Raw genomic sequence first — 22,594 nt, forward strand, 5'->3', positions numbered from 1 at the left:
CTTTTGTTTCATGAACGAAATTACTGGTAATGAAACACGAGACATCATCCTCGATGTCGCCGAAAAGTTGATCTATAAAAGTGGCATCGCCGCCACCGGCATGGACCTTCTGGTGAAAACCGCCGGCGTCTCCAGGAAAAGTGTCTATCGCTACTTCGCCAACAAGGACGACCTGATCGTGGCTGCCCTCAAGCGGCGGGACGAGCGCTGGATGCACTGGTTCAGCACCGAAGTGGACAAGGCGCCGACCCCGACTGCACGGCTGCTCAACCTGTTCACCGTGCTCAAGGGCTGGTTCGACAGCGAAGGTTTCCGCGGCTGCGCATTCATCAACACCAGTGGCGAAACCGGCGATCCACAGGATCCGGTCCGCCAGGTGGCGAAGCTGCACAAACAGAAGTTGCTCGATTACGTAACCCGGCTGTGCGTCGAACAAGGTGTCCAGAACCCGGACGCACTGGCGCGCCAACTCCTGATTCTGATTGACGGCGCCATTACCGTGGCGCTGGTCATGGGCGACCACCGCGCGGCTGACGACGCCCAGGACTTACTCGAAAAACTGCTACACGTCTGACCTGTTGAACCCTTGTGCAATTCGTCAATTCTCTGGAGATCCGCCATGTCTGCTTCTTCCGAAGTTCGTCCGCCGTTGCCGCCGTTCACTCGTGCGTCGGCGATCGAGAAAGTTCGCCTGGCCGAAGACGGCTGGAACTCTCGTGACCCGCAAAAAGTATCCTTGGCCTACACGCTGGATACTCAATGGCGTAACCGCGCCGAATTCGCCCATAACCGCGAGGAAGCCAAGGCGTTCCTGACCCGCAAATGGGCCAAGGAGCTGGATTATCGGCTGATCAAGGAGCTCTGGGCGTTCACCGATAACCGCATCGCCGTGCGCTACGCCTACGAATGGCACGACGACTCGGGCAACTGGTTCCGTTCCTACGGCAACGAAAACTGGGAGTTCGATGAGCACGGCCTGATGTACAACCGCTACGCCTGCATCAACGATATGCCGATCAAGGAAAGCGAGCGCAAGTTCCGCTGGCCGCTGGGCCGCCGGCCGGACGATCATCCGGGGTTGTCTGAGTTGGGGTTGTAACGCTCTCGACATGGCGGCCTGATAGTTGGTCGGGGTTTTGTTGACCGGGTACATATCCATTGCTGCGGTAACGGCTGCTTAGGGTTCCGCCCTGACGGCGGGTCACTTTTGGAAGAGCCGGGAGCCGGACCAGCCAAAAGTAACCAAAAGCGCTTTGCCCCACCACTCGGTGCCTCGCCTAGGCTCGGCATGCCCGAACGAAGGCATTGCTCCGTGGGCCGCCGCGAAGGGCCATCCATGGCCCAGCGCGGCTACCTCGGCATCCATGCCGAGGTGCCCACTGCGCAATGCCTGCGTTCGGCCATCGTGGTTAACGGGGCGCCGAGATCAACGTCCACGCCGAGGCGGCCTAGTAGCCGACCTGGCTCTCCCGGTCGTACACCCATTAGATCTGTGGGAGCAAAGCTTGCTCGCGAGGCGGCCTTACAGCCGGCCTGGCTCTCCCGGTCGTACTCCGATCCCATTGTGGGAGCGAGTTTGTTCGCGATGACGGCGGCAAATCCAACAGGGGTGCAAACTGACCCACCGCTATCGCGAGCAAGCTCGCTGCTCCCACAGTAAAACGGTGGGGCACACAGCAACGCCAGACAAGCGGCCCCTCCAACAGGCTTGACCCACATGCCGCCAGGCATCACATTGCCTGGGCCGGCGATAAGCTCGCTGTTTCGTTGTGCAGCAGATTTTTGTGGAGCCCATGACCGCGTCGATTCCGATCCGTCCCCCCTGCCCGCCCGGCGTCTGCGATTGTGGCCGTGATGCCTTGCTGCAAGCGCCTGGCAGCGACCTGCGCATCCTGTGCCTGAATCGCCAGGAAGAAAAACGCCTGCTTGAACGCCTGGAGAACATCCAGAGCCTCGACGAACTCCAGCGCCTGCAGCAACGCCTGTACGAAAACCTGGGGATCCGCCTGAGCGTCGAGCCTGGCTACAACGAAGTGCGGACCATGCGCGGCATCGCCATCGAATTCCAGGACCAGCCCGGCCTGTGCCGCAAGATTCGCCAGTCGATTCCCGCCGCCATCCGCCGAGGCCTGGAAAAACGCCCCGAGATTGCCTGGCGGCTGTTGGATGCCCACGATCTGTTTCGCGACATCTGAACCCAGGCGGCTCCTTCCCTGGAGCGGCACCTCGGCCTAGAAATCCACCGTCGCGGAAAGCAGATAGGTGCGCGGGGTCGACAGCGTCAATCCGGCCTCACTGTCATCCGACGCCCCGGCCGAACTCCAGTAGCGCTTGTCTGCCACGTTTTCGATGTTGGCCCGCAGGGTGATGTGCTTTTCGTCGACCTTGAACGCGTAGCGGGCGCCCACGTCGAAACGTTCCCAGGAATCGATTTGCTTGGTGTTGGACTGGTCCAGGTACTGCGAGCTGGAGTAGATGCCGCGGCTGGTCAGGGTCAGGCCCTGTACCGTCGGCACGTCCCATTCGGCGCCGAGGTTGACGTTGTACTTCGGCGTGGCCGGTGCGCGGTTGCCGTCGAAGGCGCCGTTGGTGGTTTGGGTCAGTTCGCTGTCGATGTACATCACGCCGCCGAGCAAGCGGGTTCCCTTCAGCGGTTCGCCAAACACACTCAACTCCACGCCGGTGTTTTCTCGCTTGCCGTTCGGGCCGAAGACACGCGTCGTGGCGTCGGTCGCATAGGCCGGCTGCTTGATCCGGAACAGCGCGGCGGTGACGGCGAACGGACCGGCATCATACTTGGCGCCCACCTCGACTTGACGGCTGATGAACGGCGGGAAAATCTCATCCTCGTTCACCGACGTCGACGGCGCGATCTTGCCCTGGCTCAGGCCTTCCATGTAGTTGGCATACAGCGACAGCTTGTCGGTCGCCTTGAACAGGATCCCACCCGAGGGCGAAACCTTTTCCTCATCGTAGGCGGTTTCGCCCTTGGCGTTATTCGTCCAGTCGTCAACCTTCACCCGTTGCCAGCGGGCACCTAGGGTCAGCAGCAAGCGATCCTCAAACAGGCCAAGGGTGTCGGACAACGCCAGGCCACTGAAGCGGTTCTCGGTGTAGACCTTGTCGTCCTGTCGCGTCGGGTTGCTCGGCGTCGGGGTCTGTACCGGGTCATACAGGTTGCTGCTGCCGTTGGCGTAACGGGCGCCGCCATTTTCGAAGTCCATGTAGAAATAGCTGGCCGACAGGTTGACCTCATGGCTCACCGGGCCGGTATGGAACCAGTTGCGCACCCCGGCACTGGCCGTCCGGACATTCTCGTCGCGGGTGAAATCCCGGGGTTGAACGCGGAAATCTCCAGCCTCATTGAGGACCGAAACGGCATGCCGAAGGAACTCATGAGTACTTTTGCGCGCCCCCACGCCGCCGTACAGCATGACGGAGTCGTTGACATCGAATTCGGCATTCACCGCGCCGAAGGTATCTTTGGTACGCGCCTTGCTCCAAGGCTGCGCGTAGTTGCGATCTACATCGCTGGCATGCGGCACTGGCGCGTCGGCGGCAACCTGCACGCGCTCCTGCGGCGCGTCGGTGTTACGCTCGGTACGGCCAATGTCCGTCGAGAGCCGCAGGCGTTCACCGCGAAAATCCAGGCCCAGCACCGCCATCTCGCGGTCCACGCTCTGGTGATCCCATTCGGTGTCGCCCGCCTGCTTCACGCCATTGAAGCGAATCCCGAACTTGTCCTCTTCACCAAAACGCCGCCCGACGTCCACGGCACCGCCAAGCTGATTATTGGAGGCATAGCTGCCGGTGAATGAGGTGATGGGCTTGTCGGTGGCCCGCTTGGGCACCACGTTGATCCCGCCGCCCACGCTGCCCCGTGGAGAGATACCGTTGATGAGCTGGCTCGGGCCCTTGACGATATCGACGCGCTCGGCCATCTCCATGTCGATCGTGTACGTCGGCAGGATGCCGTAGAGACCGTTGTACGCAACATCACTGTTGAACAGGCTGAAACCGCGAATGGTGAACTGCTCAAAGCGCCCGCCCGCCGGGTTGGTGGCACGGACCGAGGGGTCGCTGGCAATCAGGTCGCCCAGGGTGCGTGCCTGCTGGTTCTTGACCGCCGTGCTGGTGTAGGTGGTCATGCTGAACGGCGTTTCCATGAAGTCCCGCGAGCCCAGCAATCCTTGCGAACCACGCCGCGCCACCTGACCGCCGGCGTACACCGGGCTGTCCGTCGACACCGTGGCGCCGACAATCGAGGTGGGGGCAAGTTGCAGGCTGCCGCCTTCTGGCGCCGGCATCAGGATATAGGCCTGCTCACCCACCGCTTGCAATTGCAGGCCCGAGCCCGACAACAGCCGGGCAAACCCCTCCTCGACCGCAAACTCACCCGAAAGCCCGGCGCTGTTGCGACCACTCACCAGGGCCGGATCCACCGACAGGTTGACGCCCGCCAGCCCGGCAAACCGGGTCAACGCCGCGCTGAGGCTGCCCGCCGGCACCTGATAGCTGCGCCGGGTGGCTTCTTCGGCCAGGCTCGATGAGATAAAGAAGGGGCTGGCGCTCAGGCTCAACATGAGGCTCAGGTTCAACAGCGGACGCCTGCCGGCAAAGGCCGGGCGCAAACGCAAAGGTGCAACTGCGGACATTGGAAAGCGCTCTCATTTTTGTTCAGTTGCCTTGAATGACAAGCGAGACAAAAAAAGGGGACAGGCCTCAAAACTACACCCTCCCTGTGGCGAGGGGATTTATCCCCGCTGGGCTGCGAAGCGGCCCCCAACCCCGGCAACTCGGTGTGTCAGTAAGATCAAGGTCGTTGCTTTTGGGGCTGCTGCGCAGCCCAGCGGGGATAAATCCCCTCGCCACAGGGGTATGACTGCTCGTCTTTATTGCGTACCGACCTCAGGCCATATTTTTGCGAAGTGTCAACGTGACCCAGTAGCGAGTGCGCCTGTGCACGTCCAGCGGCAGGCTGGCTGCAAGCAGCGCGAGGATTCGGTCGGTGTTGTCCAGGCGGAAGCTGCCGGTGATTCGCAGGGGTTCCAGGTTTTCATCCCAGCGCAACACGCCGGGGCGATAGCGGCTCAGCTCCCGCAGGAAATGCCCCAGCGGCTGGTCCTGCGCAACCAATACGCCGTCACGCCAACCCAGCTGCGCCACGTCGAACGCCTTCACTGGCCCCGCGCCTGATTCCTGGATATTGACCTGCTGGCCCGCTTCCAAGCTCAGCAATGGCCCCCGCAGCGGTTGCAGTTGCGCCGAGCCGCTGACCACCGACACCCGGCAATCGCCCTCGCCCAAGTGCAGGCAGACCTCGCCACGAGTGATGGTGATGAGCCCGTAGGGTGATTGAACGGACAGCGGCGTGTTTCCGGCGAGCTTGAGAGCCATCTCGCCGCGTACCAGCACCAGGCGCCGCGCCTTGAGGTCCAGGTCGACGGCGCTGTCGGTGTTCAGTTGCAGCGCACTGCCATCGACCAGCGACCAGCGCCGTTGCTCGCCCGTGACGGTGTGCAAGTCAGCGCGCCAAGCTTCCAACGGCAGCTCTCGCCCCAGCAGCCAAGCGGTCGGGACCAATGCGGCGACGCCCAATGCGCGCTTGAGCACCTCGCGCCGGGCCAACACTGGGCGGTCCAGGGTTGCCATGCCCAGGGACGCGGGCACCCCGGCAAAACGCTGGCGCAATCGCTGGGCCTTCTGCCAGGCCGCCTCATGATGAGCGCTGCTGTCGCGCCAGCGTTGCAGGGCCGCCGAGTCGAACGCATCCCCGTCGAACTCCATCAGGGTCAACCAGCGAGCCGCCGCCCGCGCCGCTTCACGGGCTTCGGGAGAAGGAGCCGAGCGCATCAGAAGTCCACCAACAGGCAATGCTCATAGGCCTGGGCCATGTAGCGTTTTACCGTGCGTTCGGAGACTTGCAGGCGCTCGGCGATCTCGCGATAACCCAGGCCTTCAAGTTGGCTCCAGAGAAAAGCCCGGCGCACCAAGGGCGGCAGGCCATCGAGCAATTCGTCCAGGGCTTGCAGGGTTTCCAGCAGCAGCCAGCGTTGTTCTGGCGACGGTGCGCAGGCTTCAGGCAGGCTGGCCAAGGCATCGAGATACGCCTGTTCCAGATTGCGCCGGGTGTAGAAATTGCTCAGCAGGCGTTTGCCAACGGTCAGCAGATAAGCCCGGGGCTCTTGCAGGTCAGCCAAGGTCTGGGAACTGGAAAGCACCCGCAGGAAGGTATCCTGGCGCAGGTCCGCCGCATCCCAGGCATTGCCCATGCGCCGCCGCAGCCAGCCTTCCAGCCAGCTACCGTGGTCACGGTACAACGCATGGAGGGAATGCTCCGTCGGCGTAACTGCATCACACATGTCCAGAGCCTGCGCAAAGTCTTAAATGAGACTGATTCTAATTAATGTTCGCGCGTTAATCCAAGCTCTTTATGCAAAGTGTGTCTAAACACGGGGATGGAATGGATAGAGGGCCCTGTGGGGAGCTTGCTCGCGATGGCGGTGTGTCAGAAACATGGATGCTGACTGATACTCCGCTATCGCGAGCAAGCTCGCTCCCACAGGTAAGTCTTTTGCGAGCAGTGCTATCAGTGACTGGCGTGCAAGGTCTTCGCCACCTCAGGCATGGCCGACGAGTGATGGTTGATGATCTTCCACTGGCCATCGAGGCGCTCATAGAGGAAGGTGTAGCGCGCCTGGACCTCGCGCTTGGAGCCGTCGGCCTGGGTGAGCGTGAAGGTATAGACACCACTGTCCATCGCCGCATCGGGGCCCAGGTGGCGGATCTCCCGGTAGTTGATTTGCCCGACCGGTTTGCCGGCCAGGAAATGCTCGAAGTAATCCTGGATCTGCGCCGGCGTGTTGCGCACCTTGTTGGAAACAGTCGGTTGCAAAATCGCATCCGGAGCGTAGAGGCCGGTCACGGCGGTGGCGCTACCGGTTTGCAGCGCGGCGTTCCAGCGGTCGAACAGCGCCGCGATCTCGCGGTCATTCACATTCTTGGGCTGCTCGGCCACCGTGCGATACACGTAAGGCGTAGCCTCAAGCGCCTGGACAAACGGCGCGGCCAGCAGGAATAAAGCAGCAATGGCGCAGGTTTTCATTTTCATCAAAGTGTTCCTTTGGGTTTCAATGGGCCCACTTTGCCGGCCTTCCCGGCCTTCGCCATCGGCCAACCGGTGCCAATCGCCTATGCCGTTCGGCAGATAGGCCCAGTGCCGGTGACACGTTCTAATGACGCCACCGCGAACCGGACCGGTCCTCTTCCACGCTGGAGTTCCCCATGCAAAGTCCACCCCATGACCCCGGCAGTGCCCTGGCCATCCGCAGCCAATATCGCCAGTCGCAAAGCCGTGCCGCGCGCCTGGGCCTGCTGCTGGGCACCGGCCATGAACTGACGCAGTTGCCCCTGCCGGCCATGCGCCAGCGTGCGCTGCAACGGGCGTGCGCGTTCATGGCCATGGACCATGGCCTGCTGCTGGAGTGGGCGCCGGACCACCCGTTGCGCACCCTCGCCAGCCACGGCAGCGCGGAGCGACTCGACCTGCTCGCCAACCTGGCCCAGCCACAAACGCCCGGCCCACAATGGCTGGAGTCGCCCGGCAGCGCCCTGCCCCAGGTCTTGCGGGTGCCGTTGCGTGCCTCCGACGGCGTAGCGTTCGGGGCGTTGTTGCTGGGCAACAGCGTGGCCCTCGGCGCACCGGACAACGAAGACATCGAATCACTGCAATTGCTCGCGACGCTGTTGGCGGCGCACCTGGAGAACAGCCGTCTGCTCGAAGCACTCCAGGCCCGCGAGCGGACCATGTCCGAGCTGGTCCACCGCCTGTTCAGCGCCCAGGAAGACGAACGCAAGCGCGTGGCCTACGACCTGCACGACGGCCTGGCGCAGAACCTCGCCGGTTTGCATCAGCGCTTGCAGGGCTTCGCCGGTCGCTGCCCGTCGCTACCGCCTGCACTGGCGAACGAGCTGCAAAGCATCCTCGACCTGGCCCAAGGCTGCGTCGGCGAAGGTCGGCAACTGATCGGTGGCCTGCGCCCCCACGTGCTGGATGATTTTGGCCTGTACAAAGCCGTCGACAAGGAGGCCGATCGCCTGCGCGATGCGGGCCTGACGGTGAACTGGGCCGAACACAGCACCGCGCGCCTGCCGGGCAACACGGAGATCGCCCTGTTTCGCATTGCCCAGGAAGGCATCAACAACATTCTCAAGCACGCCCAGGCCAGCCACGTGCACTTGGGGTTGGCGGTGGACGATGGCCACGTTTGCCTGCGAGTGGAAGACGATGGCCGTGGCTTTGCCCTGGAACAACCCATCGAGACCAACGGCAGCTGCCATCTGGGGCTGGCTGCCATGCAGGAACGCGCACACTTGCTGGACGGCCACTTGAGCTGTTGCAGCCAGCCCGGCGGCGGCACCCGACTGCTGGCCAGCGTGCCGCTACCAGCCCACGGAGTACAACCATGAACCGCCCTTTGCGCCTGCTGCTGGCCGATGATCACGAAGTCACCCGCACCGGGTTTATCAGCATGCTCGCCGGCAACCCGGGATTCGAGGTCGTCGGCCAGGCCCGCGACGGACAGGAAGCCCTCGACCTGTGTGAGCGGCTACAGCCGGACATCGCGATTCTCGACATCCGCATGCCCATCCTCAACGGTTTGGGCGCGGCGCGGATCCTGCAGCAGCGCCAGCCCGGAATCAAAGTCGTGATCTTCACCATGGATGACAGCCCCGACCACCTCGAAGCCGCCATCGGTGCGGGCGCAGTCGGCTATCTGCTCAAGGACGCCAGCCGCGATGAAATGCTCGACGCCCTCAAACGGGTCGCCCAGGGCGAAGAGGCGTTGAACAGTTCGGTCAGCGCGCGCCTGCTGCGCCGCATGGCCGAGCGCGGTGCGAATGGTGTCACTCAAGTCCAGGCCCTGACCGCCCGGGAACGCCAGGTCCTGGGGCTGGTTGCCGGCGGTTTCAGCAACCGTGAAATCGGCGAAAAGCTGGGCATCGCACCCGGCACGGCCAAGGCCCACGTAGAGCGTGTCATCGGCAAACTGGGCGCCGCCGACCGGACCCAGGCCGCCGTGCGCGGCGTTGCCCTGGGCCTGGTGGCGCAACCCGCCGGGCAATGGCCATGAGGTTTCTCGCCGCCCGCCGCTGGGCCGACCTGCCCTTGCGCGGCAAAGCCCTGGTGGTGATTTCCCTGCCCCTGGTGGTCCTGCTGCTGTCGCTGGTGCTGATCTATATCACCGAACGCCAGACCGCCCGGGCCGAAGAGGATGTGCGTCGGGTGCTGCTGGTCCAGGGCGATATCCAGACAGTCCATACCCTGCTGGCCGAGGCGGCGGCCAGCGTGCGCGGTTACCTGCTGACCCGCCGCGAAGATTTCCTGCCCAGCTACGAACAGGCCACGCCGCTGATCCATGCCGCGTTGCAGCGCCTGGACCACAACATTCGCGACGCCAGGATGCGCGAACACCTCAAGACCATCACTCCGCTGATCGCCGACAAACTCGACGGTTTGCTCGCTTTGCGCAACGGCAAGCGCGACGATCCCGAGGCCATCACCGCGATCCTGATCGAAAACAAACAGGTGCTGGACGTACTGCGCGAGCAGATCAGCGCCATGCGCATACGCGAGGACGCCCTGCTCGCCGACCGCAGCGCCGCCGCCTCGGCCACGCGCATGCGCCTGTTGTTCGCCACCTTGCTGGCGGCGGTGTGCGGGCTGCTGGGGGCGATTGTCGCGGTGTTGTTCCTGTCCAAGGGCATTGTCGCCCGGGTCCAGCAGGTACAAGGCAACGCCCAGCGCCTGGCATTGGGCCAACCCTTGTTGCCGCAACCGCCGGAGCAGGACGAAATCGGCCAGCTTGGCACGCGCCTGGTGGAGGCCGGGCAGTTGCTCGCCGAACGCGAGCGGGCCCTGCGCGACAACGAGGAGCGCTTGCGGCTGATCATCGATGGTGTAAAGGACTACGGAATCTTCGCCCTGGATGCCCAAGGCTACGTCACCACCTGGAACGCCGGCGCGGAGCGGATCAAGGGCTACACCGAGCAGGAAATCCTCGGCCGGCATTTTTCCCTGTTCTACCTGGCCGAGGAATGCCCGGCGCACCCGGACATGGCCTTGCGCGAAGCCACCCGCGACGGTCATTACATGGAAGAAGGCTGGCGTTGCCGCAAGGACGGCAGCCGCTTCTGGGCCAGCGTGGTCATCACCGCCCAATACGATGGCACCGGTGCCTTGCGCGGTTTTTCCAAGATTACCCGCGATATCACCGACCGACGCGCTGCCGAGATCGCCCTGCGCACTGCCCGCGAAGAAGCCGAAAGCGCCAGCCGGGCCAAGAGCGAGTTTCTCTCGCGCATGAGCCACGAACTGCGCACGCCCTTGAACGCCATCCTCGGTTTCGCTCAATTGCTGGACATGGACTCCACGGCTGGCCAACGCCCTCAGGTCAGCCACATCCTGCGGGCCGGCCAGCACTTGCTTGCGTTGATCAACGAGGTGCTGGACATTGCCCGGATCGAGGCCGGACGCCTGCCGCTGAACATCGAACCGATCGCCCTGTCGACGGTGCTGCACGAAGCCCTGACCCTGGTTTCACCAATGGCCGCCGACGCCGGGATCCACTTGGCCGAGCTGCCAGCGCTGCCCGACGACAGCGGCGTGCTCGCGGACCGCCAGCGCCTGGTGCAGGTGCTGCTCAACCTGCTGTCCAACGCCATCAAGTACAACCGGCCCGGCGGTGAGGTGCGCATCGAAGTCAGCGTCCAGGCCCATCAGGTGAGCATCGCCGTCAACGACACCGGTCATGGCATTGCCCCGGAACAGCTGGACCAACTGTTCAAGCCCTTCGAACGCCTGGGCGCCGATCCCCAGGTCGAAGGCACTGGCCTGGGGTTGTCGTTGAGCAAGAGCCTGCTGGAAATGATGCAGGGCAACCTGCAGGTCCACAGTGAGCCCGGACACGGCTGCTGTTTCACCCTGCAACTGCCCGGCACCCAGGTGGTTGGCGCGCATTTGCCGCCCATCGCCGCCCTGGCGGTGACACGTTCGCCTGTGGACTATCACGGCAAAGTCCTGTGCATCGAAGACAACCTGTCGAGCCTGGCGCTGATCGAAACCCTGATGCAACGCCGCCCTGGCATCCAATTGCTGTCGAGCATGCAAGGCCAGATGGGCCTGGACCTCGCTCGCCAGCACACCCCGCAACTGATCCTGCTGGACGTCAGCCTGCCCGACCTCGAAGGCCTTGAAGTCTTGCGGCGCCTGCGCCAGTCCCCGGCCACCGCCGCCACGCCCGTGCTGATGATCACCGCCGATGCCAGCGACCTGACCCATCGCGCCCTGCGTGACGCCGGTGCCACGGCGATCCTGACCAAACCTATTCATATCCAGGCCTTCCTGGGCCACCTCGAACACTATCTACCGGAGCCCGCATGAATCGCGACTTGCGCATTCTGATCGTCGACGATCAGCGCCCCAACCTGGACCTGATGGAACAACTGCTGGCCCGCGAAGGGTTGCACAACGTGTTGAGCAGCACCGAACCGTTGCGCACGCTCGATCTGTTCAACAGCTTCGAGCCGGACCTGGTCATCCTCGATTTGCACATGCCGGCGTTCGACGGCTTTGCCGTGCTGGAGCAACTCAACCGGCGGATCCCGGCCAACGATTACCTGCCGATCCTGGTGCTGACCGCCGACGCGACCCGAGACACGCGCCTTCGGGCGCTGGCCCTCGGTGCCCGGGATTTCATCAGCAAACCCCTGGATGCGCTGGAAACCATGCTGCGTATCTGGAACCTGCTGGAAACCCGTGCGCTCTATAAGGCGTTGCGCGAGTTGATCCCGTCCCAGCAGATCGAACTATTGCGCCAGCACCGTCCCGCCGCCGGCCCGGCTTGACCTGGCGGCTGTTCCATCGAGGCATTCGAAGCATGGAAGTCACTGAACGAACATCGGCAACCGGCTTGCAGGCACACATTCGCGGCGAGCGCCTGGCGACGTCCGACGGCGTATCGGCCAAAGAAATCCTGGTCGAGATCTTTGTCCGTGAGCGCAGCGAAGCACACACCGTCGTGCCGGCAGTGGCCGAGCCGTTGCTCGTCTGGGTGCTGTCCGGGGAAGCCATCGTCGAGGAGCGCGTTGCCAACGAGGCGTGGGAAGCGAATACCGTGGTCACCGGAGATTTTTTCCTGACCACATCCCCGGTTCCTTATGAGATGCGCTGGCAAGTGACCAGTTACGAGCCGTTTGTGGTCATGCATCTGTACCTGGGGTTGGCGTTGCTGGAACGCGCCCTTGCCGAAGCCGGCGGCAGCGGCGCGATCCAACTGCGGGAAGTCTCTGGCGGGCGGGATGAAGCGCTTTCAGCCTTGCTTGAACAGATTCGGGCGGAATTGACCCGACGCGGTGAAACCAGTGCCTTGCTGATCCAGGGCGTGGCGCAATGTGTGGCGGTGCACCTGGCGCGGCATTATGTGGATGCCGAGGCCGAGGACATGTCCAGACGTAACGCCCTGCCCGCTTTCAAGCTCAAACGGGTGACCCAGTTAATGGAACAACACCTGGCCGAACCCTTCAGCCTCTGTGACCTGGCCCAGGCCATCGGCATGAGCGAATACCACTTCAGCCGCTTGTTCAAGCGCGCCACCGGGCGTTCACCTTCGCAGTACTTCATCCAACTGAGAATCGCCCGGGCCCGGCAACTGCTGCTGGAAACCGAGCGCAGCGTCATCGATATCGGCCTGGAGGTCGGCTATGGCAGCGCCAGTCACTTCTCGCAGATCTTCCGCCGCGAAGTGGGCGTGGCGCCGAGTCATTACCGCAAATAAAGGCCTGATGGCGCCACAATGAGGTTCTTGGTGGTGTTGGCGATCAAGTGGCCGCACACAAACCGCTGTGGGAGCGAGCTTGCTCGCGATAGGGCCAGGCCAGTCAACATTGATGGCGGCTGGTCCACCGCTATCGCGAGCAAGCTCGCTCCCACAGGTGTTTCATTTGATCCGGTAGTGAAAGGTATTGCGCACCGCCGGTACCGTCACCGCCTTGCCATCGATGATTCGCGGTTGATAACGAAACGTCTGGGCAGCGGCCAGGGACGGTCGGATGAACAAGGGGTGGCAACCGTCGATGACCTTGGGGTTATCGATCCGCCCGTCCGGCGTCACGCTGTATTCCACGGTGCAATCACCTTCCAGGCCCTTGTCCAGGGCGCGTTGCGGATAGTCCGGGGCTTGCTTGCTCAGCGGTTGGTAGCTACGGCTGTCGGCGGCGGCCTGGCGCGCTTGCTCGGCTCGGCGTTGCTCGGCGAGTGCTTGCGCCTGCCGGGCCTGGCGCTGTTGTTCGGCGGCCTGCTGCTCGGCGTCTTGCCTGCGTCGTTCGCTTTCCTGGCGTTCGCGCTGCTGCTGGGCCTGTTGCTCACGCTTTTGCTCCTCGACCCGTTTACGGGCCAGGGCCGCCTGTTCCAGTTTCTGCGCCTGGACACGCGGATCGACAACAGGCTGGGTGGGAGCGGGACGCGGCGCTTCTACCGGCGCCAAGGTCGGCTCGACCGGCGGTGCTACAGGAATAACAGCGGCCGAGGCAGGCGCTTCGGGCGCCGGTGCCGCTGGCAACATCACCAGTTGCGTGCGCAACACCCGGGGCGCCTCGGCGGCGGGCTTCTCCACGCTCCAACCCAGCACCAACAACGCCACCACACCCGCGTGCAGGGCCACGGCGAGCCCCGCCGCCAGGCTGTTTTTCCAAAAGCGACGGCCCAGCGCAGGTACGCTCAAGGAGGGACTGTGCATGATCATTGCCGTCATCGCGGCGCCTCGGTCACCAGTCCCAGGTTGCTCACGCCGCCCTGCTGCAGCGCGGCCATGGCTGCAACGACCCGACCGTAATCGGCATGCGCGTCGGCACGGATGTACACCTGGGTATCGCTGCGCTCAGCCACGACCTGCGCCACCTTGGCGCGCATCTGCTCCAGGTCCACGGCGCTGTCGGTCTGGTGACGGGTGTCCAGCTCACCGCCCAGGTTCCAGTAGTAACCGCCCTCGGCCTTGACCGACAGCGTGAGGATTTGCTGGCGACTGTCGCTGGCCAGTGCTTCGCTGGCGACCTTGGGCAGTTCGATCTTCACCCCCTGGGTCAGCATCGGTGCGGTGACCATGAAAATCACCAGCAGCACCAACATCACGTCGATGTACGGCACCACGTTCATTTCGGCCTTGGGACCGTGCTTGCGTTGTGGCTTGACGAGCATCTGCCCTCTCCTCTCAAGCGGCCGTGGCCAGGTTCATCGGGGCACCGTGCAGCTTGAGGTGCAGACGCGCCTGCAGCTCGTTGCCAAAGGCGTAGTAACGGGTCAGCAGGGTCTGGCCGCGAGCGGCAAAACGGTTATAGGCAATCACCGCCGGGATCGCCGCGAACAAGCCGATGGCCGTGGCGATCAACGCTTCGGCAATGCCCGGCGCCACAGTGGAAAGGCTGGCCTGTTGCACCTGGGACAGGCCGATAAAGGCATTCATGATCCCCCAGACGGTGCCAAACAAACCGATGTAGGGGCTGACCGAACCGACGGTGGCGAGAAATTGCAGGCCTTTTTCCAGCTGTATTTCCTGTTCGCTGATCGCCACTTGCAGCGCGCGCTCGACGCCTTCAAGCACCACTTGCGGCGTGCTTGAAGGTTGGCTGAGCTGAGTGAAGGCCAGCACACCCGCCTGGAAAATCGGCGTGACGCCACCGTCGTCTTCACGGACCTGTGCGTGCTCCCGATACAGGGGCAGCAGATCCTGGCTGCTGCGAAAGCGCTGCATGAAACCGTTGAGCTGGCGCTCGGTGCGTTGCAGCACGGCGCTGCGCTGGATGATCAGGTACCAGCTCAATAGCGAGGCCAGCAGCAATGTGAGCATGACCGCCTTGACCAACAGACTCGCGTCACTGATCAGGCCCCAGATCGTCATGTGTTCCAGAGTGGCTTGCATGGTTGAAACTCCTGTCTGGCGGTTATTCGATGAAATATTCGTGACCGGTTGATGACAGCGTCGCTCAAGGCAGGCGCAGCGCTTTCGCCACGTCGGCCCAGGGCACGAACTTGAAGTTCTGGGTCTGCTCGGGCATGCGTTTGCGGCCGTCCTGGACCACCAGCATGCCCTGGCTCCAAAGCCCGCCGAGGTTCACCGAGGTCACCTCCAGGCCATCGGTTTGCGACGCACCATCAATGCCTGCGGCAGCGTTCAGACCGACCCGGAAAGCGCCGCGCACGGCATAGGGAGGCTCGGCATCGAGCACCAGGTAGCTGTCATTGCCCTGGCTGGAGATCACCAGGTAGTCGCGGCCCTCGGCCTGGTACAAGGCCATGCCCTCGACGTCAGCGTGCAACGCCGGGCCAACCTTGATCACACTGTTCAAGGTCGCCGGTTGGTCGGCCCGGGCATCCACCGCCCAGACGCCAACGTCCTCTTCACCGAGAAACAAGCGTTGGCGTTGCTCATCGGCGACGCAACCTTCGGGCTGGCTGTCGACGCTGAACTGGCGCACCAACTGACCTTTCACCACGCCGTCCGGCGCGCTCAGGCGATACTGCACGAAGCGCCCGTCCTTGCCGTTGGCGAAGGCATACAGTTCGCCTTCGGCAGGCTGGAACAGGCAGATGCCGTAGATTTCCTTCAATGACGTTGCAATCTCACCGGCTTCGCGCAACTCGCCACTGGCGCGGTCGATGCTGAACAGGCTCAAGCTGTTGCGATCTCGGTTGCTGGCCACGGCCAGATCAACGGTTTGCGTGCCCAGCTTGAAGTTCGCCCGCACATCGACGTTATTCAGGCGTCCAACCGCCAGTTCCTGCAGCAACTTGCCTTGCAGGTCATAGGCCAGCAGGCCTTGCTTCTTGTTGGTGCCCAGCACCCGGCTCAGCCCGGGCGTCGTCGGATGCACCCAGATCGCCGGGTCATCGGCGGCATCGCCCTGGCGGGCCACCGGTTCGCTCTGGACGATGGCAGCCACAGAGGGCAGTACCGGCGGCAAAGGCGCTGGCGTGGGTTTCCAGCTGATTTCGCCTTGGTACAGGTGCCCGTTGTCATCGTCGCGCAGCAGCACCTCGACGCCACTTTTCGTCAGCCGCGCCGCGAGGTTTTCCGGCTCCTTCAGGCCCGCCAACGGCAGACTGGCTTTAGCACTCCACCCCTCTCCCTGCTGCTGATACACATGCAGTTGCGCCGCTTCCGGGTCCAGCCCCAACAGGCTTCCCGGCAACACGGCCATGGCCCCGGCGCTTTGCTGGAGGTCGCCGAACGGTGCGCGCATCGCCACGGGCACCCGCACGGTCTCGGCCTCTGAGGATGCCGAATAGGCCCACCAACCCACCCGCTCCTCGTTGACGAACAATTGACTGGCGCTGTCCTGCACCTGACAGGTCTTGGCGTCCGGCGGCAATGGCAGGCCGCGCACCCGTTGCGCGGTGTCGCTCAGGCGCTCGCCATTGCCCACCAACCATTGCTCGCCCTTACCCTCCTCGCCAACCAGAAACACAAACAGGTTGCTCGCCTCGTCGCGATAAAGGCACAGGCCGTTGACCGGGAAATCCCGTGCGGGCAGGTACACCGGCATGCCCCACTGACGGTTTTGTGGGTCGAGGCTGACGACCAGGGCTTGCTGGCGCGTGCTGTCGAGGCTGGCGACCAACACGTTCGCGCCCTGGGCACGGCTATCGACACCTTCGAAGGTGCCCTTCAGGCGCGTCAGTTCGCGACCCTGGGCATCGAGCAAGAACAAGCCCTCGCGGGCGCTGGCCAGCCGCTCGGTCGTCGAAGGGCCAGGCAGGAATGCCAGGGCGTTGATCGCCAGTGGCTCGGCTTGAGACCAGGGTTGCAGTTTTAGCTTGGGCGCTGGGGCAGCCGCCAGGGCGGCGGCTGATGCCAGGCTGATCGCCATCGCCAACAGGTAGCGCTTAGGTAAGAAAAACATCGTGTTCAACGGGAAAATCCTTGTCGTTCAGTCAGACTCAAACGGGCTTGTGGCCCACTTCTATTGCCAGGGAATTCATCTGTGGGAGCAAAGCCAAATCCTCTTGCCACAAGTGATCAGGCTCGCGATTCAGAAATGGGTAAAGGTCAGCCCCAGCTTGTAGGTCGGGCCGTACTCTTCGTACTGGCCGTTGTAGGCGCGGTGACCGGTGTAGACGAAATACGACTCGTCGGTGAGGTTCTGGGCCTCCAGGCTGACTTGCAGGTTCTTGGTCAGCGAATAGCGCGCGCTGAAGTCGACGAAGGTCTGGGCGTCGACGTGCAAGTCGTGGTCGCGGTCGCTGATGGACGCCAGCTCGAACAGGTACGCTGACTTGTAGTTGGCCGACAGCCGCAGGCTCAGCTTGTCGTTTTCCCAACCCAACATCAGGTTGCCGACCGTGTCCGACTGGTTCGGCAAGTCGATGCTGCGTTTGCGCTGGGTACCACTGGCCTGGTCGAAGCCCTCGATCTCGGCGTCCGAACGGCTGAAGGTGGTGTTGGCGCCAAGCAGCAGGCCGTTCCAAGGGGCTGGCAGCCAGTCGAATTTTTGCGAGTAGGCCAATTCCAGGCCATACAGCTTGGCGCTGTCGCCGTTGGCGTAGCTGTGGGCTTCTGAGAAATCGGTCCAGGCACCCGTGCCGGCCAGGTCGGTGTTGTAGACGAAGTTCTTGATGTCCTTGTAGAACACGAAGGCCGAGACGGTGCCGGCGTGGCCCATGAAATGCTCGATGCCCAGGTCCAGGTTGCTCGACTCCAGCGGCTTGAGGTCCGGGTTGCCGAACGTGGCCTCGTCATCGTCGATGACAAAACCCGGCGCCAATTGCCCGAAGGTCGGACGCACCACGGATTTGGTCCACGCCGCACGCACCTGGGTGTTCTTGTCCAGTTGATAGCGCGCGTGCAGGCCCGGCAACCAGTGGTGATACTTGCGCCGGGTCTCGGTATCGGTGAATACGCCGTCGGTGGCGCCGGTGCCCTTGGCTTCGAACTCGGTGCCTTCGTAGCGCATGCCGGCGATGAAGCGCCAGTCATCGATATCGACGGTGTTCATCAGGTATCCGGCGTTGATGTCCTCGCTCATCTTGAAGTCGTTGACTCGCGACTCCTGCTCGTCGAAAAACTCATCGCGATTCAGACCGCCGAGCAACTGCTTGATCGCGTCGGCGCTGATGCCCGGGCCGAAGCGGCCGAGGCGATAGTCCACGTCGCCTTTCTGGAACTGCCCGAGGTTCAACTGCTCGTCGGTGAAACCCAGGTCGTCAAAGTCCTCGTAGACCCAGGCATTGAGGTCGTTGTCCTTGTCCCGCCGGCTGACTTTTCCGCCGAATTTGACTTGGGATGCATAGCCGCTGAAATCGTAGTCCCGGGCCAGATCCAGGCGCAGGTTTTTCTCGGTGTCGGTGGTCTTCTGTTCTTCCCAGTCCACCTTGTCGAGGCTGAAGTTGGCCGGATCGTAGAACCCCGAGCCGATGATCGGCCGCGGCTTGTCGTTGTCGTAGAAACCACCGTTGAAACCATCGATGCCTTTGAAGGTGGCCCCGGCAATGTGGCCGGGGCTGTCTTCGCTGGATTGGCTATAGCCACCCTGGCCACTCAGGGTCCAGAGCCCGAACAGGCGTTCGCCACCGAGTACGTAGGATTGGATTTCCTGGGTTTCTTCACGTTGCTTGAGTTTGCGCTCGCCCTCGGCATCGCCCAACTCGCCTGCCGCTTGTGGGTCTTCAAAGGCAATACTGGCGGCGTTGCGGGTTTCGCTGTCCTTGTAGCGGCTGTACAGCGTGCGCAGGTAATAGCTGCTGAAGTCATCGGGCTTGTAGTCGAAGTTCAACCCGCCACCGGCCCGCTCGCGACGGATGTCGTAGTCGCGCTGCTCGAACTCTTCGAGGCGCGAGCCTTGCTCGAAATCCCAGGCACCGCCGGTTTCGACGTTGTCCGAACCGAAGTCACGCTTCTGCCAGCTCAGCGCCGCGGCCACGCCGAAGTTGTCGATGCCGTCGCCGAGGCTGAAACGGTCGCTGATGGCGCCGGAGAATTTCGGGCTGGTCTGACGGGTGTTCTTGTCATAGCTGGCTTCGCTGCTGCCGGTGTAGAACAGGCCCTTATGGTCGAAGGCCGAGAGGCTTTTGACGTCCACCGTGCCACCCAGGGAATTGGCGTCCATGTCCGGCGTCAGGGTCTTGATCACCGACAACGATTGCACCAGCTCCGAGGGCAGCACATCCAGGGCAACGGCCCGGCGTTCGCTCTCCGGGGCTGGCACCAGGGTACCGTTGATGGTCACGCTGTTGAGGTCCGGTCCCAGGCCGCGCACGCTGACAAACCGGCCTTCGCCCTGGTCGCGCTCGACGCTGACACCGGGCAGGCGCTGCACCGCTTCGGCGACGTTTTCATCCGGCAACTGCGCAACGCCATCGGCATGCACCACGCTCTTGATGCTGTCAGCGCTGCGCTGTTCCTTGAGGGCCTGATCGATGCTGGCCGCCTGGCCGACCACTTCAACGTGTTCTGTGACCGCCTGCTCGGCGGCGCTCAGTCGCTCACTGGCAATGGCCATCGCCAACGCGGTAACAGTGAAACCGACGAGCCCGGCAGTGCTTGTGCGGTGATACATGGTGGTCCTCCCCAGGAATCCGGAAATCCGCCAGGCAATGGCCCGGCAACTGGGAGGGCACGCTAGGGGTGGGGGATGACGGTTCTGTGACAGGGTTTGGCTGGAGAGGCTGCAATCGGTTGATTTAGGGGGGCTGGCGAGCCGGAATGAGCTGAAATGACCTGTTTTACAGGCTCAGGGAATCTGAAGGGCGAAGGAATCACCTCTGTGGGAGCAAAGCTTGCTCGCGATGCAGGCGCCTCGATTCCCTGAAAAACCGCATCGTCTTCATCGCGAGCAAGCTTTGCTCCCACAAAATCCCCTCGCCACAATGAGATAGGTGGCGATGTCATGAATGAAAAGTTCAGACAATGGATGAGCTGATTCGACCTCCCCCACCCCGTCACCCGCCGTCACCGCACTGTCACATTCATCTGCTGTGCTGGGCCGCATTCCGCTTCTGGCAAAGGATTCCGGTCATGTTCTCCGTGCTGCGCCCGCACCGCCTCAAACTCGCCCTGTTCCTGCTGGCGGCCAACCTCGGGTTGATCCTGCACCTGGCCTGCGGCGAACTCAAACCCGTTGCCGAATGGGTCTGGCTGGACATCCTCGGCGAAGGTGGCTCGGCGCTGCTGGCGCTGGTCTGGTTGGGGCTGGTGCTGAAAAGCCGCCCGGCCGGACGGGTCACCAACTACCTGATCCTGGGCCTGGGCTGCATCTTCTTTTCCTGGTGGATCGACAGCCTCGATGAATTCATCCGCCTGCCCGACAGCATCACCTGGGACCACTGGCTCGAATCCGGGCCGATGCCGGTGGGCATGATCCTGCTGACCCTAGGCATCTATCACTGGCACCGGGAGCAACTGGCAATCAACGGGCAGATGGAGAAGCGCGAGCGGCTGTTCCGTGAGCATCGCCTGTTCGACAAACTCACGCCGTTGGGGGGCGCCGACTTTCTCAAGCACGAACTGTCCGCCAGCCTGGAAGACAGTCGACGCCGCCAGCAACCCTTGTCGCTGCTAGCCCTGGACCTGGACAACTTCACCGCCATCAACCAGCGCTTCGGCCACGGCGAAGGCGATGCGGTGTTGCAGGCTGTCAGCCAGTTGCTGGTATTGAACCTGCGGCGCCAGGATCTGCTGTGCCGCCTGGCCGGTGATCGCTTCGTGGTGCTGCTGCCCGACACCGGCGAGAGCCAGGCCCGGCGCCTGGCCCTGGAGCTGGAAATTGCGGTGCGCAGCCTGGCCCACAAGACCCGGCAACACAGCGAACGGTTGCAACTGGTCGCCAGCACGGCGGTGGTGATGGCGTTCGACGAGTCCCCCGAGGCCTTGCTCAAGCGCCTGAACCTGGCATTGGCCCAGTCCCGGACCACGTTGGCGAAAAGCGCATGACGCTCAAGACGTGCTGGTACGAAACCGACAGCCGCTTCATTCCGGGGCACTATCAGCCTGCCGCGCTGATCGACCTGGCGCTGTCGCGGGACATCGACAGCCATCGCCTGCTGCGCGGCACCGGGTTGTTTCACGACGATATCCTCGCCGGACAGAGCCGCATCAGCCCGCAGCAGTTCCTCGGCCTGATCGACAATAGCCGACGCCTGCTGGATGCCAGCGACAGCAGTTTCCTGTTTGGCCAGCGGCTGTTGCCGGGGCACTACGGGCCAGCGAGCCACGCCTTGCGCCACGCGCAGAATCTGCATCAAGCCCTGCAAACCCTGATCGACCAGCAGGCGCTGCTCAGCCCGTTGGCCGCCCCGAGGCTGCTGTTGGACGAGCACTATGCCTATGTCCATTGGCTGGATAGTTGCGGCGCCGATGAACAATGGCGCTTCGTACTGGAGGCGAGCATGACCTCGATGGTGGCGATGAGCGCCTGGCTCAGCGGCGAACGCCTGCCCTGGCAGTGCAGCTTTCGCCACAGCGAACCGCGCTACGTCGAGCAATATTGGGTGCACCTGGGTGAGCACACCCAGTTCGACCGCCCCCTGGACCTGATGCGCCTGCCCCGCCACTGCCTCGCCCAGCCCTGGCCCAACGTCTCGGCCACCGCCGGCCAGGTGGCGCGGATCGAAGCCCGGGAACAGCTCGATCAACTGGGCTTCGCTTCAAGCTTCCTGGATTGCCTCTACGACTATCTGCACGCTCATGTGCAGCAGACGCCCAGCCTGGAACAGACCGCCCAAGCCTTCGCCATGAGCCCGGCAACCCTCAAGCGCAAGTTGCACAAGCACCACACCGGGTTCCAGCAACAGGTGGATCGGGTGCACACCCACGTGGCCTTGTATCTGTATCAGGTCAAGGGCTTCAGCAACGAGGAAGTGGCGCAGTACCTGCGCTTCAACGATACGGCGAACTTTCGTCGCTCGTTCAAGCGCTGGACCGGCAGTACGCCGAATCTGATCCGGCAATTGCTGATGTTGGGCTGAACTGTGGGAGCAAGGCTTGCCCGCGATGCAGGCGCCTCGGTTCACCAAGGACCGCGTTGTCTGCATCGCGGGCAAGCCTTGCTCCCACAGATAAACTCCCTATGGGTTCAATGCCCGCGAATGTAGTGCTCCAACTGCCGGATCAAATCCGCCTGCTCGACAATCGCCTCTTTCACCAGGTCACCAATGGACAGCAGGCCGATCAACTGCCCGTTATCCAGCACCGGCAGGTGCCGCAAGTGGCTGTCGGTCATGACTTCCATGCAACGGTCGATGCTTTGCTGGCTGTCGGCGGTGATCACTGGCGCGCTCATGATGGTGCGCACCGTCGTCCCCACCGATGAACGCCCCTTGAGCACCATCTTGCGCGCGTAGTCCCGCTCGCTGAACACACCCACCACCTGGCCGTCCTCGATCACCGGCAGCGCACCGACATTTTTCTCGGCCATGATCTGTAGCGCTTCGAGCACCGTCTGCTCCGGTGCGATGCTGTGGACCTGCTGGTTCTGCACGCTCTTGAGTCTTACCAGTTGGGCGGCGGTTTTCATTGTTCATCCCCAAATTTCAATAAAATCTGAC

General features: G+C 63.1%; 20 protein-coding genes. 10 read left to right on the top strand and 10 right to left on the bottom strand.

What is annotated here, in order from left to right; all coding sequences use genetic code 11:
• The first annotated feature begins 10 nt into the window (after positions 1–10).
• The 3 genes from AD662_RS15415 (at position 11) to AD662_RS15425 (ending at position 2,195) form a co-directional block, all read left to right on the top strand.
• Positions 11–574 carry a TetR/AcrR family transcriptional regulator gene (locus tag AD662_RS15415; RefSeq protein ID WP_053188556.1) on the top strand — a complete coding sequence of 188 codons (564 nt, stop codon included), beginning with the start codon at positions 11–13 and terminating at the stop codon, positions 572–574.
• Between the two features lie 45 nt (positions 575–619).
• A complete protein-coding gene (locus tag AD662_RS15420) occupies positions 620–1,099 on the top strand; it encodes a nuclear transport factor 2 family protein (RefSeq protein WP_018603901.1) in 480 nt (159 codons plus the stop codon).
• 694 nt (positions 1,100–1,793) lie between these two features.
• A complete protein-coding gene (locus AD662_RS15425; RefSeq protein WP_003202036.1) occupies positions 1,794–2,195 on the top strand; it encodes a hypothetical protein in 402 nt (133 codons plus the stop codon).
• 36 nt (positions 2,196–2,231) lie between these two features.
• Here the strand turns inward: AD662_RS15425 and AD662_RS15430 are convergent, their stop codons facing one another.
• The 4 genes from AD662_RS15430 to AD662_RS15445 form a co-directional block, all read right to left on the bottom strand.
• Complete coding sequence (locus AD662_RS15430; protein WP_053188559.1) at positions 2,232–4,655, bottom strand: TonB-dependent receptor; 2,424 nt, start codon at positions 4,653–4,655, stop codon at positions 2,232–2,234.
• Positions 4,656–4,908: 253 nt separating this feature from the next.
• Complete coding sequence (locus AD662_RS15435; protein ID WP_053188562.1) at positions 4,909–5,853, bottom strand: FecR domain-containing protein; 945 nt, start codon at positions 5,851–5,853, stop codon at positions 4,909–4,911.
• Positions 5,853–6,362, bottom strand: a complete 510-nt coding sequence (locus AD662_RS15440) for a sigma-70 family RNA polymerase sigma factor (protein ID WP_003202042.1) — start codon at positions 6,360–6,362, stop codon at positions 5,853–5,855. The genes AD662_RS15435 and AD662_RS15440 overlap by 1 nt, the downstream gene beginning before the upstream one ends.
• Before the next feature lie 227 nt (positions 6,363–6,589).
• Positions 6,590–7,111 (bottom strand): SgcJ/EcaC family oxidoreductase, encoded by a 522-nt coding sequence (locus AD662_RS15445; RefSeq protein ID WP_024618799.1) that lies wholly within the window; start codon positions 7,109–7,111, stop codon positions 6,590–6,592.
• A 173-nt stretch (positions 7,112–7,284) separates the two neighbouring features.
• Here AD662_RS15445 and AD662_RS15450 point away from each other — a divergent pair, with 173 nt between their 5' ends.
• Genes AD662_RS15450 through AD662_RS15470 form a run of 5 tightly spaced genes read left to right on the top strand, consistent with a single transcriptional unit; the run spans position 7,285 to position 12,836 of the window.
• A complete protein-coding gene (locus AD662_RS15450) occupies positions 7,285–8,469 on the top strand; it encodes a sensor histidine kinase (RefSeq protein WP_053188565.1) in 1,185 nt (394 codons plus the stop codon).
• A complete protein-coding gene (locus AD662_RS15455; protein ID WP_053188567.1) occupies positions 8,466–9,134 on the top strand; it encodes a response regulator in 669 nt (222 codons plus the stop codon). Before AD662_RS15450 ends, AD662_RS15455 begins: the two co-directional genes overlap by 4 nt.
• Positions 9,131–11,443 carry an ATP-binding protein gene (locus AD662_RS15460; protein ID WP_053179908.1) on the top strand — a complete coding sequence of 771 codons (2,313 nt, stop codon included), beginning with the start codon at positions 9,131–9,133 and terminating at the stop codon, positions 11,441–11,443. Before AD662_RS15455 ends, AD662_RS15460 begins: the two co-directional genes overlap by 4 nt.
• Positions 11,440–11,907 (top strand): response regulator, encoded by a 468-nt coding sequence (locus tag AD662_RS15465; RefSeq protein WP_018610463.1) that lies wholly within the window; start codon positions 11,440–11,442, stop codon positions 11,905–11,907. Before AD662_RS15460 ends, AD662_RS15465 begins: the two co-directional genes overlap by 4 nt.
• A 32-nt stretch (positions 11,908–11,939) precedes the next feature.
• The gene (locus AD662_RS15470; protein ID WP_053188571.1) at positions 11,940–12,836 is read left to right on the top strand and encodes a helix-turn-helix domain-containing protein; all 897 of its coding nucleotides are present in this window, start codon (positions 11,940–11,942) and stop codon (positions 12,834–12,836) included.
• Positions 12,837–12,998: 162 nt separating this feature from the next.
• Here the strand turns inward: AD662_RS15470 and AD662_RS15475 are convergent, their stop codons facing one another.
• The 5 genes from AD662_RS15475 to AD662_RS15495 form a co-directional block, all read right to left on the bottom strand.
• Positions 12,999–13,811 carry an energy transducer TonB gene (locus tag AD662_RS15475; RefSeq protein ID WP_053179912.1) on the bottom strand — a complete coding sequence of 271 codons (813 nt, stop codon included), beginning with the start codon at positions 13,809–13,811 and terminating at the stop codon, positions 12,999–13,001.
• Complete coding sequence (gene tolR, locus AD662_RS15480; protein WP_018610437.1) at positions 13,808–14,254, bottom strand: protein TolR; 447 nt, start codon at positions 14,252–14,254, stop codon at positions 13,808–13,810. Before tolR ends, AD662_RS15475 begins: the two co-directional genes overlap by 4 nt.
• Before the next feature lie 13 nt (positions 14,255–14,267).
• Positions 14,268–14,975 carry a protein TolQ gene (tolQ, locus tag AD662_RS15485; protein WP_053188573.1) on the bottom strand — a complete coding sequence of 236 codons (708 nt, stop codon included), beginning with the start codon at positions 14,973–14,975 and terminating at the stop codon, positions 14,268–14,270.
• A gap of 64 nt (positions 14,976–15,039) precedes the next feature.
• The gene (locus AD662_RS15490; protein WP_162843749.1) at positions 15,040–16,956 is read right to left on the bottom strand and encodes a phytase; all 1,917 of its coding nucleotides are present in this window, start codon (positions 16,954–16,956) and stop codon (positions 15,040–15,042) included.
• A 129-nt stretch (positions 16,957–17,085) separates the two neighbouring features.
• Positions 17,086–19,608 carry a TonB-dependent receptor gene (locus AD662_RS15495; RefSeq protein WP_053188581.1) on the bottom strand — a complete coding sequence of 841 codons (2,523 nt, stop codon included), beginning with the start codon at positions 19,606–19,608 and terminating at the stop codon, positions 17,086–17,088.
• A gap of 458 nt (positions 19,609–20,066) precedes the next feature.
• Between AD662_RS15495 and AD662_RS15500 the strand changes: the two genes are divergently transcribed.
• Both AD662_RS15500 and AD662_RS15505 read left to right on the top strand, forming a co-directional pair.
• Positions 20,067–20,981, top strand: a complete 915-nt coding sequence (locus AD662_RS15500) for a GGDEF domain-containing protein (RefSeq protein WP_053188584.1) — start codon at positions 20,067–20,069, stop codon at positions 20,979–20,981.
• A complete protein-coding gene (locus tag AD662_RS15505; RefSeq protein ID WP_053188587.1) occupies positions 20,978–22,015 on the top strand; it encodes an AraC family transcriptional regulator in 1,038 nt (345 codons plus the stop codon). The genes AD662_RS15500 and AD662_RS15505 overlap by 4 nt, the downstream gene beginning before the upstream one ends.
• A 107-nt stretch (positions 22,016–22,122) precedes the next feature.
• Here AD662_RS15505 and AD662_RS15510 read toward each other — a convergent pair whose 3' ends face one another.
• Positions 22,123–22,563, bottom strand: a complete 441-nt coding sequence (locus AD662_RS15510; protein WP_018610425.1) for a CBS domain-containing protein — start codon at positions 22,561–22,563, stop codon at positions 22,123–22,125.
• Positions 22,564–22,594 lie beyond the last annotated feature (31 nt).

It is taken from the genome of Pseudomonas kilonensis (genome assembly GCF_001269885.1).
GTDB classification, from domain to species: Bacteria; Pseudomonadota; Gammaproteobacteria; order Pseudomonadales; family Pseudomonadaceae; genus Aquipseudomonas; species Aquipseudomonas kilonensis.

Excerpts from the sequence above, each read along its gene's own strand:
- AD662_RS15450 (WP_053188565.1), top strand. The coding sequence starts at position 7,285 with ATGCAAAGTCCACCCCATGACCCCGGCAGTGCCCTGGCCATCCGCAGC.
- AD662_RS15500 (WP_053188584.1), top strand. The coding sequence starts at position 20,067 with ATGTTCTCCGTGCTGCGCCCGCACCGCCTCAAACTCGCCCTGTTCCTG.
- AD662_RS15475 (WP_053179912.1), bottom strand. The coding sequence starts at position 13,811 with ATGACGGCAATGATCATGCACAGTCCCTCCTTGAGCGTACCTGCGCTG.
- tolQ (WP_053188573.1), bottom strand. The coding sequence starts at position 14,975 with ATGCAAGCCACTCTGGAACACATGACGATCTGGGGCCTGATCAGTGAC.
- AD662_RS15445 (WP_024618799.1), bottom strand. The coding sequence starts at position 7,111 with ATGAAAATGAAAACCTGCGCCATTGCTGCTTTATTCCTGCTGGCCGCG.
- AD662_RS15490 (WP_162843749.1), bottom strand. The coding sequence starts at position 16,956 with ATGTTTTTCTTACCTAAGCGCTACCTGTTGGCGATGGCGATCAGCCTG.
- AD662_RS15495 (WP_053188581.1), bottom strand. The coding sequence starts at position 19,608 with ATGTATCACCGCACAAGCACTGCCGGGCTCGTCGGTTTCACTGTTACC.
- AD662_RS15425 (WP_003202036.1), top strand. The coding sequence starts at position 1,794 with ATGACCGCGTCGATTCCGATCCGTCCCCCCTGCCCGCCCGGCGTCTGC.
- AD662_RS15470 (WP_053188571.1), top strand. The coding sequence starts at position 11,940 with ATGGAAGTCACTGAACGAACATCGGCAACCGGCTTGCAGGCACACATT.
- AD662_RS15455 (WP_053188567.1), top strand. The coding sequence starts at position 8,466 with ATGAACCGCCCTTTGCGCCTGCTGCTGGCCGATGATCACGAAGTCACC.
- AD662_RS15435 (WP_053188562.1), bottom strand. The coding sequence starts at position 5,853 with ATGCGCTCGGCTCCTTCTCCCGAAGCCCGTGAAGCGGCGCGGGCGGCG.
- AD662_RS15465 (WP_018610463.1), top strand. The coding sequence starts at position 11,440 with ATGAATCGCGACTTGCGCATTCTGATCGTCGACGATCAGCGCCCCAAC.
- AD662_RS15505 (WP_053188587.1), top strand. The coding sequence starts at position 20,978 with ATGACGCTCAAGACGTGCTGGTACGAAACCGACAGCCGCTTCATTCCG.
- AD662_RS15420 (WP_018603901.1), top strand. The coding sequence starts at position 620 with ATGTCTGCTTCTTCCGAAGTTCGTCCGCCGTTGCCGCCGTTCACTCGT.
- AD662_RS15510 (WP_018610425.1), bottom strand. The coding sequence starts at position 22,563 with ATGAAAACCGCCGCCCAACTGGTAAGACTCAAGAGCGTGCAGAACCAG.
- tolR (WP_018610437.1), bottom strand. The coding sequence starts at position 14,254 with ATGCTCGTCAAGCCACAACGCAAGCACGGTCCCAAGGCCGAAATGAAC.
- AD662_RS15430 (WP_053188559.1), bottom strand. The coding sequence starts at position 4,655 with ATGTCCGCAGTTGCACCTTTGCGTTTGCGCCCGGCCTTTGCCGGCAGG.
- AD662_RS15415 (WP_053188556.1), top strand. The coding sequence starts at position 11 with ATGAACGAAATTACTGGTAATGAAACACGAGACATCATCCTCGATGTC.
- AD662_RS15460 (WP_053179908.1), top strand. The coding sequence starts at position 9,131 with ATGAGGTTTCTCGCCGCCCGCCGCTGGGCCGACCTGCCCTTGCGCGGC.
- AD662_RS15440 (WP_003202042.1), bottom strand. The coding sequence starts at position 6,362 with ATGTGTGATGCAGTTACGCCGACGGAGCATTCCCTCCATGCGTTGTAC.